We start from the raw sequence: 9,464 nt of genomic DNA, 5'->3' as shown, positions 1-9,464 counted from the left end.
ATGAAACTTGTAAAAGGATTTTTAATAGGTGTATTGGTGTGTGTGTGTCAGCTGGTTGTAGCTCAGCAAAGACCTGTATTCTCTACTTACCCCTACAACGGCCTTGCGCTAAATCCAGCTTATGCAGGCAGTTTAAATTTGTTCTCCGCTATTTTGACTAATAGAAACCAATGGGTCAATATTGATGGGGCACCGGTCTATCAGTCACTGACTGCTCATACAACTCTGAGAGAGAAAAATGTAGGTGTAGGACTAAATGTAGTTAGAGATGCAGTTGGTGTCCACGAACAATACAGTGTTTACGGAAGTTTTGCCTATAAAATCAGAATGAACAAAGGAATATTGGCTATGGGACTTCAAGGAGGCTTCGATCAACGAACGTCCAACTTGGATCGTGTTAATGTTCTTACACAAGACGATCCCCTATTCGTATTCTCTAAAACCTTTAATCCCAATTTTGGTATGGGAATATATTTTGCCAATAGAGATTATTTTATTGGAGCTTCTATTCCTTATTTTCTAACTCCTGAGGTCATTGAAGGTTCTGGAGATGGAGCAATTCCCTCGGAAGGAAAGGCCTCTAGATACTATTATATTAATGCTGGTTTTGTCAAGGATATAAGTCGCAATCTTAAGATTAGCCCTTCTGTGCTGGTTCGTTTACAAGACAACTCTCCTGCGGCTTTTGATATTAACTTAAACTTCATTATCAATGAAATTGTGTATGCAGGTGTATCCTATCGCTACCAGGATTCATTTTCGCTGATGACACAGTTGGTATTAAACGAGAACTTTAGGATTGGCTATGCCTATGACATACCATTCGGTAGCCTAGGTACATATACCGCCGGGTCACATGAGATATTCTTAAATTATAGGATTCCACTGAAGTTCAGCAAAAAAGATGGACTCTGTCCTGTATACTTTTAAAAATACTTATCCCGCTTATCGCGGGATTTTTTTGACCGTTCATCAACTCTTTTATTTCTATTTTAGGATTTTCACTAAATTGGTTTTTCATTAATGACTTACCAAAGTGAACAGAAGAAAATTTATTGAAAACAGTGCCTTGGCAGGCTCCGGCATAGCACTAGTCGGTGCAACATCATGTGCCTCCACCGAACAATCCGACCAACAGATTAAAATTGAATCAATTACTGATGGTATTGAATTTATCAATGCTCAAGATAGAACTCAACGTATTGAGCAAGCCTCCAAACTGATGCAACAACATCAATTTGATGCCATTTTTGTTGAATCTGGCACTTCTCTAGAATATTTTACCGGCATCAAATGGTGGCCGAGCGAGCGGCTCACAGGCGTTCTCATTTTTTCTGATGCCACACTGAAATATATTGGTCCGGCATTTGAAAAAGAGCGATTAGAAGAAATGATAACCCTGCCAGGTGATGTGGCTAGTTGGGAAGAACATGAAAATCCATTCCAATTAGTAGCCCAACTTTTCAAGGACAAAAGCGGAGCTACAGCCACTTTGGGTATTGAAGAGAATGTACGTTTCTTTCAGTCAGACGGAATTGCCTCCTTTCTAGGCCAGACTACCATTCTCAATGCAAAACCCATTACTGCTGGATGCAGGGCTGTCAAAACACCTAAAGAGCTGGCTTTAATGAAAAAAGCCAATGAGATTACACTTGAGGCCTATCGCATAGGTTTTTCAAAACTCAAAGAAGGTATATCTCAATACGAACTCAGTGCCATCGTTGCAGAGGCTAGCACAGCCTTAGGAGCTACTGAAGCTGGATGGGCAGGTGCCATGTTTGGCGAGTACACTGCATTCCCGCATGGAAGCAAAACGGCTCAACAGCTAAAAGAAGGCGACCTGGTATTAATCGATGGTGGCTGCAAACTTGGTGGCTACCAGGCTGATATTACAAGAACAACCATATTCGGAAAACCAACACAACGTCAGCAGGACATTTGGAACATTGTAAAAGAAGCGCAAACCGCCGTGTATGAGCAAGCGAAAGCTGGAGTACCGTGTGAACAATTAGACGCAACGGCGAGAGCTATCGTTGATAAACATGGGTTTGGTAATGGATATGAAAACTTCTTTCATCGAGTGGGTCATGGAATAGGTATGGACTTTCATGAATGGGAGTATCTGGTAAAAGGTAACTCCACTCCTATGCAACCTGGTATGTGCTTTTCGAATGAACCCGGCATCTATATTTACGGTGAGTTTGGAGTGAGATTGGAAGACTGTTTTTATATCACCGAAAATGGCTATGAAGCTTTCACCCCACAAAGCCCGTCCATCGAAAACCCAATATAAGGTATCCTTCATAAAACAAAGCTTGGCACTATTTGAACGAATTAATGATTTGTTCAAATAGTGCTCTGTTCATTTCATATTCAGGCAATTAATTGATTAAATTGAAGTTGACAAATATCAACTCAGACTATGAAATTCATTGTTTACTGTACATTCTTCTTATTTCTAATATCCTGTTCGGATTCACTAGAATACAATCCACCTCGACAATTTTCTGATCAGCAAAAAACAATTCTCACTTCTTTCATTCTCTCAAAGGACAGTTCCACAATCGAACTTCCTGAAGGACAATTTAGTTTTGACAAAAGTTTGATCCTTGAAGGTAAAACCAATGTTATTATCAAAGGACAAGGCAAAGACAAGACTATTCTTTCTTTTAAAAATCAGACACAAGGTGCCGAAGGCATTCGCATTGCCAACTGTAAGAACATCACACTACAAGACTTCACCATTGAAGATGCAGCTGGGGACAATATCAAAGTAACAGATACCGAAGGTATCCTATTTGAAGACTTAACGGTTGGCTGGACTGGAAAAGTAGACTCAACCAATGGTGCCTATGGTCTCTACCCTGTGCTATGCAAAAATGTAACAGTCAGAAATTGCATTGTTTTTGGTGCCAGCGACGCGGGTATATATGTAGGGCAATCTGATACAGTGCTTATAGAGGGCAATACTACCTATTGGAATGTCGCAGGAATTGAAAGCGAAAACTCCAAAGAAGTAATCATCAGAAAAAATACTTCTTATGAAAATACCGGGGGCATCCTAGTCTTTGATTTGCCGGGTTTAACTCAATACGGAAGAAACATAGAGGTGTATAACAACAATGTTTATGAAAACAACATGGAGAATTTTGCACCACCAGGAAACATGGTTGGTGTTACCCCTCCTGGCACTGGAATTTTAGTATTGGCAACAAAAGGCGTGCAAATACACGATAATACGATTAGAAACAACAAAACTATTGGTGTAGGAATGGTGAGTTATTCTTTGCTCGAAGCCATGGGCGGGGATGAGAACACTGGAGGCGGTGGTAGTCGAGAAGAGTTAGAGAAACAAAATGAACTTGATATCAACTACGACCCATTCGTAGGTAACATAAAGGTCTACAACAACTCTTATGAGAACAGCTACCTCCTACCCAATTTGAGTAATGACTTTGGAAAGCTTTTTTTGCTTAAGTTCGGTACGGACATTCCTCAAGTGGCCTGGGATGGACTCCAATCACCTGACTATTTTTTAGCAGATGGGAGTATCAATCCTGATTATGCCATCTGTGTCCGAGAGGCTGAAGGGGTCAAATCAGTCAACCTTGATGCCGCCAATGAATTTGAAGGACTTGAAGTGAACCCAGCCATATTCAATTGCAACTAATATGAGAACATTCATTTATGGACTAGTTGTTTTCGCTTTTATTTCATGTCAGCAATCCAGGCAAACCAAAATAGAAATACCTGTGCCTAAAGGCAGTGATCAGACCATTTCTGAACAAGTACAATATGCTTCTTTGGGGTTTACCAAACTTTCTGATTATAATTTCTTCAATGGAAAACTATCTGATCTATCTCCTGCTGAAAATGTATTGCCCTATGATTTAAATACGCCTTTATTCTCAGATTACGCGAAAAAGAAGCGTTTCATTTATCTACCGAAAGGTGAGAAAATAGGTTATCGTGAAAAAGAGGTATTAGATTTCCCAATTGGAACTGTTCTTATCAAAAATTTCTATTACGATACTCGGCAGTTAAATTCCTCTTCAAATAAAATCTTAGAAACCCGTCTCCTCATTCGCAAAACTGATGGTTGGATAGCACTACCTTATATCTGGAATACAGAACAATCAGAAGCCTATCTGGAAATAACAGGAGGAAAGGTTCCAATAGATCTCGTCGAGAAAGACCAACTGAGCTATAATATTCCAGACATGAACCAATGTAAAAGCTGCCATGACAAAGGTGGACAAATGACTCCAATTGGTCCTTCTGTCCGTCAGCTTAACCACATAAACCCATCAGATTCCAGTGGAGTTAATCAGTTGATTCAGATGGCCAATTTGAAATGGATAGAATTACCTAAGGGAGAGCTTCCTAAACTTGCGCAATGGAACGAGGAAACGTCCGGAAGCTTAGATGACCGGGCGCGTGCTTATTTAGATATCAACTGTGCCCATTGCCACAACGATGAAGGGCCTGCAAAGAACAGTGGGTTAAATCTGACCATTCATGAATCTGATCCTTATCGTTTGGGTGTAAACAAAAAACCGGTTGCAGCGGGTCGAGGTTCAGCCAATCTTAAGTATGGTATTGTACCAGGCTATCCCAATGCCTCTATCCTTGTCCATCGAATGCAAACCACCGAACCTGGTACCATGATGCCAGAGCTGGGACGAACAATACCTCACAACGAAGGAATTGCGTTAATCAAGTCATGGATTGAAAAAATGTAACTTATTCTTTATGTGCTATTAACAGTTGTAACCTCTTGATTTCTCGAAGAATAGAGTTTCGCTGCATTTGATTCCAATTCCAAAGTTTGAGCATGGTTGGTACTGACATAGACCCGATCAGTGCCAAACTCCATCGGATCAAAGAATTGGTATTTTCCACCTCCAAAACCTTTAACAAACAAAACACTGACAACCCAATAAAAGATAATGATACCAATACACTTCCAACGGTCCACCACTTCATTTTTCCTTCATACAGTCCAACAATCATTTCAAAAGGAGATTGCTCTCTTAAATCCTCATAAAAGACTGCTTCTTCTTTTGAGAGTGCAGTTTTGATCATTTCATCAATTTCTTCATTCTGATTTTTCATGAATTTTTGGTTTTAAAAGTTTCTTTAATTTTTCGCGAGCGTGAAACAGTCTGGATTTAACAGTTCCCTTTGGAATACCCAGAATTTCAGCTATCGACTCAATAGAATTTGACTCTAGATAATAAAGTATCAATACCAACTTACTATCTGCATTCAACTGCTCCAGTGTTTTTTCCAGAACAACTATGGAGTGTTCATCAAAAGCTGAAGTAGTATCAGAATAAGTTGTAAGGCCAGGGTTATCAGTTTGATCAATTCCATTTAGATACTGTTTTTGGTTTACTCTTTCCTTTTGGTGCTTGCGCACCCAATCAATAGACCTACGATCTACAATAGTTCTTATCCAAGCACTGAACTTATTGACATCTTTTAGCTTGGTAAGATTAACGACCAGCCACTGCCAAACATCCTGCACAATATCTTCGGATTGCTCCCAATCATTGGTCCTGATATAAGATTGGTACAGCAGTTTTTGATGCCATTTTGTTACCAATTGACGAAAAGCTGCCTGATCACCCTGCTGTGCGTTGAGCACCAACCACTCATCCAGTATATTTGATTTTTCGTGCATGGTCAAAAGGAAGTCGTATACTTTATCAAATGGTTCAATCCATTGAAAAATTTTCTTAGCGCTGATTCAATTTATAAAATCTAACATCTCTGAATCATATATTCTCGTATAATCCGCTAAGTTTGCAACCGCAAAAAGTGAAACGCTTGTTGCCGTTCATTGATTTATGGGGTCGACCGGTTTTGACAGTAAGTGTGGATATTGTACTTGCATGTCGGGTGTTGAGTAAGCACGCGTGATCAATTTACTCATATTCTATTTGGCGAATCTAATTACGCCATGGCTGCTTAATTTTTTGCGATAGCGAAAATTATTAATCTTGGCTAAGAGTCAAGACAGACACATCCCTCCAGGCTTTTGTCTTATGAGCAGGATCAAGGGGTGTCACCCAGTAAGACTAGCTTGAGGTGAAGTTGCTAACCGATAGCGAAGCTAAAGTAACTGGTAGGAAAAGTGGGTTGTTGAACGCCAGCTCTCCTACGAGATTATAAGTTTCAACTATGCATGTAGACGGTCCAATATGACCTTATCTGGACGAGGGTTCGATTCCCTCCGACTCCACAAAAAAAGGCTATGGAACTCCATAGCCTTTTTTATTTAGTTCAACTCTTATGTTACATCGGACTATCACCCAATGTATGAGTTCTTCCTTTATTTTTTTCTTGTAAGTAGGCCATCAAGGGATCGAAATACTTGAGCATAGCCTTGGCACTGATTTCCTCCCCAGTGTTTTCTTTCATTAACTTTCTCCAGTCTTCGGTAGCACCCTTGGACAAGATGTTTTGCAAGAATGCACCAGCTTCTTTCGAACCATAGTAGTTTGTGGCACGAGGGTCTTGCTTCAGAATATTTTCGGCAATGTGATTATGCAGTTGAAACAAAATCACGGTAGACAAACTATAGTCATAATACTGTGCTGGGTCGTTGTTGATATGCGTCTTGGACGCTGCATCACAATATTCCTCTCCTCTATCTGACGGAGGCACAATCCCTTGATACTTTTTCTTCAATTCCCACCATTTTTGATTGTACTGATCGATAGATAGTGACTCTGCATACAAGCTATTCTCAAACTGCGTCATCACTCCAGAGCCCCATGGCATAACAACAACCATATCCAGCGCTTCTTTGAGCAAAGTTTGCATTTCATCTGTTTTCACACCTTTTTCTATTAAGCCAAGTCCTTCCAAAAATGGCTTCTGCGTAGCAGCTAGTCCCATTTGAGAACCCACACCTTCATGGAAGGCTCTATTAGCCCCTCCTCTCAACAATGGAGGCACATTTGGATTGGTGTATTCCATATAGTAATAGATATGCCCCAACTCATGATGAGTGGTTTCATACCATCTGGAATTCGGTGTCACACTCATCAAACTTCTTACATCCTGCTGCAAATCCATGTGCCAGGCTGAAGCATGATTGTTCTTTTTGTAATCCACGCCTTCAGGTAAAGGATACAAACTAGATTTGTCATAAAAACTCTGAGGTAAAGGCTCAAACCCCATACTCACATAAAATTGTTCGGCCTGCTTCACCAACCATTCTGAACCTTTCTCTTCTAATATCGCATCAAGATCAATGCCTTCCACTTCTACCATCGATGACCAGCTTTGTCCCCATCTATTCGGGAGCCAATGGGCAGGAAGCATTTCTGGAACGTCTTGTCCATATTTAGCGGCTAATTCATGTCTGGCATAAGTGTGCAATTCCCTGTATAACGGCCAAATGTCTTGTATCAATTTTTCACACAATACGAGCATCTCTTCTCTACTCATTCCATAGTCAGACACCTGATAGGTAAAGTAATCCTGATAATTCAAGGCTTGTACGGTTTGATTTCTCAGGCTCACCAAATTGGCCAATCCATCTTTTAAATCTACACCTACTTCTTTACTGGTCTCCCATGCTTTTAATCTTTGATCAAGATCATCGCTTGACTTTAGTATTTCATCAAGCTCATTCGTGGTGACAGACTTTCCATCAATTTGAAAATCAAATCCAAATAGGGCTGCATTTTGCGCTGCATCTGCTTTGATTTTTTCTTCCACCAAATCAGATACCGTTCCAGGGTTGGAGGCCGCTTCATATAAAATGGCTTCAAGCTGTTTAACTTGAATATCGCTGAGACCTTTTTTATTCTGAAGGAATTTGGTTGCGTTTCCAATATTTTCTGCACTACCAGTAAAAGCAGCATAGGCACCACCAGCTTGAGACACATTATACGCGGCCAACGTATCTCCCTCTACTATCTTGGTGTTTGCCTTCCATTCCGCTTCGCTGTACTCAGCATACAGTTTTAAATATTGATTTGTATAAGAATTGAGAAACTGATCTACTTCTGAGATGCTGTTGTCCGTTTTGCTACTACAGCCAACAGCGACTATAAGTAGAAAGAAAGCTAGTTTTTTCATGGGTTATTAGTTTTATGAGCGACTAAAATAGGGAAGTGATGATCAAGTTCCTAAAAACACATGACATTCAGATTTAACTACTTATCGATTTCCACAAAACCATTTCACTGTCTCCTTCAAACCAGCCTGAAAGTTGAATTGTGGATCATAACCTAATAATGCTTTTGCTTTGTCAATACTGGCTAAAGAATGAGGTATATCCCCTTGTCGCTCTGGTCCATGGATAATCTCAATATTATTGATTTCAGCATCAAACTCACTCAAGTATTTCTGAAGCCAATTCGTTAAATCGTTTAAGGTGTTTCGTTCCCCATAAGCCGTATTATAGACTTGATTCAATGCTGCCTCCTCAGTCGTGCTTAGCGCCAAAAGATTCATTTGAATCACATTGTCAATGTACGTAAAGTCTCTAGAGTATGAACCGTCTCCATTAACAACAGGCGACTCATGATTTATAAGAGTTTTAATAAACTTTGGTATTACGGCGGCGTATCCACCATCAGGATCCTGTTTCCGGCCAAACACATTGAAATACCTCAATCCAATCGTATTCAAACCATAAGTTTTATAAAATATTTCAGCATACAGCTCATTCACATATTTTGTAATCGCATAGGGAGATAGTGGTTTCCCTATGTTTTCCTCAACTTTGGGCAACTTTTCAGAATCACCATAAGTGGAAGAACTCGCTGCATATATGAATCTACCCACCTTGGCTTCTTTACAGGCAACCAGCATATTTAAAAAACCAGAGATGTTTACTTCATTGGTGGTTACTGGATCATTGATAGAGCGAGGAACTGAACCTAAAGCAGCTTGATGCAAAACAAAATCAACACCTACAACCGCTGCATGACAGGCGCCCAAGTCTCTGATATCTCCTTCTATCAAAGTAAATCCGGCATCCTGAATAAGGGGTTCTACATTCTCCTTTTTCCCAGTAGAAAAATTATCCAGACAAACGACCTGATTATCTAATTCCAACAATTTTTCACAGAGGTTTGAGCCAATAAAACCTGCTCCTCCCGTTACCAATATTTTCTTGCCACTTACTAAATCCATAGTCGCAAATTAAAAGGAATATTATCAGATAGACAGAATTTAATAACAGACTAGGCATATACATAATTCTGGTGTTGATCGAAAAAAATTGAAGTATTGATTAAAAATCACTGACTTAGCAAAAGAATAGTTTTTGTTTTCAATATTTATCAAAACAAATGAGGGTAAACTATTGAATCGTTGTTTATTAATTATCCTGCTCAATACATAATAATGGTATCATTATTGAGTTTTATAAATGTGTTATGAATAGGTCTCATTGGAGGCCAGCAATTTGTGTCGATCGGTGGGTCGGCCTTTGAAAT

General features: G+C 39.7%; 8 protein-coding genes and 1 other RNA gene. 5 read left to right on the top strand and 4 right to left on the bottom strand.

Annotated elements, in window-relative coordinates:
• The 4 genes from ACO6S2_RS11635 to ACO6S2_RS11620 all read left to right on the top strand — a co-directional run bounded on the left by ACO6S2_RS11635 (position 1) and on the right by ACO6S2_RS11620 (position 4,742).
• Positions 1-930, top strand: coding sequence for a type IX secretion system membrane protein PorP/SprF (locus ACO6S2_RS11635; RefSeq protein WP_422358723.1), 930 nt, complete (start codon positions 1-3; stop codon positions 928-930).
• Positions 931-1,036: 106 nt separating this feature from the next.
• Complete coding sequence (locus tag ACO6S2_RS11630) at positions 1,037-2,293, top strand: M24 family metallopeptidase (protein WP_422358722.1); 1,257 nt, start codon at positions 1,037-1,039, stop codon at positions 2,291-2,293.
• A gap of 129 nt (positions 2,294-2,422) precedes the next feature.
• Positions 2,423-3,670 (top strand): parallel beta-helix domain-containing protein, encoded by a 1,248-nt coding sequence (locus ACO6S2_RS11625; RefSeq protein ID WP_422358721.1) that lies wholly within the window; start codon positions 2,423-2,425, stop codon positions 3,668-3,670.
• Between the two features lies 1 nt (position 3,671).
• Positions 3,672-4,742, top strand: coding sequence for an SO2930 family diheme c-type cytochrome (locus tag ACO6S2_RS11620; RefSeq protein WP_422358720.1), 1,071 nt, complete (start codon positions 3,672-3,674; stop codon positions 4,740-4,742).
• Position 4,743: 1 nt separating this feature from the next.
• Here ACO6S2_RS11620 and ACO6S2_RS11615 read toward each other — a convergent pair whose 3' ends face one another.
• Together ACO6S2_RS11615 and ACO6S2_RS11610 are read right to left on the bottom strand one after the other, a co-directional pair.
• A complete protein-coding gene (locus tag ACO6S2_RS11615) occupies positions 4,744-5,115 on the bottom strand; it encodes a DUF6768 family protein (RefSeq protein WP_422358719.1) in 372 nt (123 codons plus the stop codon).
• Entirely contained in the window at positions 5,099-5,686 is a 588-nt protein-coding gene (locus tag ACO6S2_RS11610) for an RNA polymerase sigma factor (RefSeq protein ID WP_422358718.1), read from the bottom strand. The genes ACO6S2_RS11615 and ACO6S2_RS11610 overlap by 17 nt, the downstream gene beginning before the upstream one ends.
• 168 nt (positions 5,687-5,854) lie before the next feature.
• On the opposite strand from ACO6S2_RS11610, the gene ssrA reads away from it, so the two are divergent.
• Positions 5,855-6,250, top strand: a transfer-messenger RNA (tmRNA) gene (gene ssrA, locus ACO6S2_RS11605).
• Positions 6,251-6,300: 50 nt separating this feature from the next.
• Here the strand turns inward: ssrA and ACO6S2_RS11600 are convergent.
• Positions 6,301-8,097, bottom strand: coding sequence for a M2 family metallopeptidase (locus ACO6S2_RS11600; RefSeq protein WP_422358717.1), 1,797 nt, complete (start codon positions 8,095-8,097; stop codon positions 6,301-6,303).
• An 81-nt stretch (positions 8,098-8,178) separates the two neighbouring features.
• Positions 8,179-9,159, bottom strand: a complete 981-nt coding sequence (locus ACO6S2_RS11595; RefSeq protein WP_422358716.1) for an SDR family oxidoreductase — start codon at positions 9,157-9,159, stop codon at positions 8,179-8,181.
• Positions 9,160-9,464 lie beyond the last annotated feature (305 nt).

It is taken from the genome of Reichenbachiella sp. (assembly GCF_965233835.1).
Lineage (GTDB): Bacteria > Bacteroidota > Bacteroidia > Cytophagales > Cyclobacteriaceae > Reichenbachiella.
Note: the sequence above shows the minus strand (reverse complement) of the source record. Positions and strands in the feature narration are given on the sequence as shown.

Bases quoted from the DNA above. Each gene is read 5' to 3' on its own strand.
- ACO6S2_RS11635 (WP_422358723.1), top strand. From the start codon at position 1: ATGAAACTTGTAAAAGGATTTTTAATAGGTGTATTGGTGTGTGTGTGT.
- ACO6S2_RS11625 (WP_422358721.1), top strand. From the start codon at position 2,423: ATGAAATTCATTGTTTACTGTACATTCTTCTTATTTCTAATATCCTGT.
- ACO6S2_RS11620 (WP_422358720.1), top strand. From the start codon at position 3,672: ATGAGAACATTCATTTATGGACTAGTTGTTTTCGCTTTTATTTCATGT.
- ACO6S2_RS11615 (WP_422358719.1), bottom strand. From the start codon at position 5,115: ATGAAAAATCAGAATGAAGAAATTGATGAAATGATCAAAACTGCACTC.
- ACO6S2_RS11610 (WP_422358718.1), bottom strand. From the start codon at position 5,686: ATGCACGAAAAATCAAATATACTGGATGAGTGGTTGGTGCTCAACGCA.
- ACO6S2_RS11600 (WP_422358717.1), bottom strand. From the start codon at position 8,097: ATGAAAAAACTAGCTTTCTTTCTACTTATAGTCGCTGTTGGCTGTAGT.
- ACO6S2_RS11595 (WP_422358716.1), bottom strand. From the start codon at position 9,159: ATGGATTTAGTAAGTGGCAAGAAAATATTGGTAACGGGAGGAGCAGGT.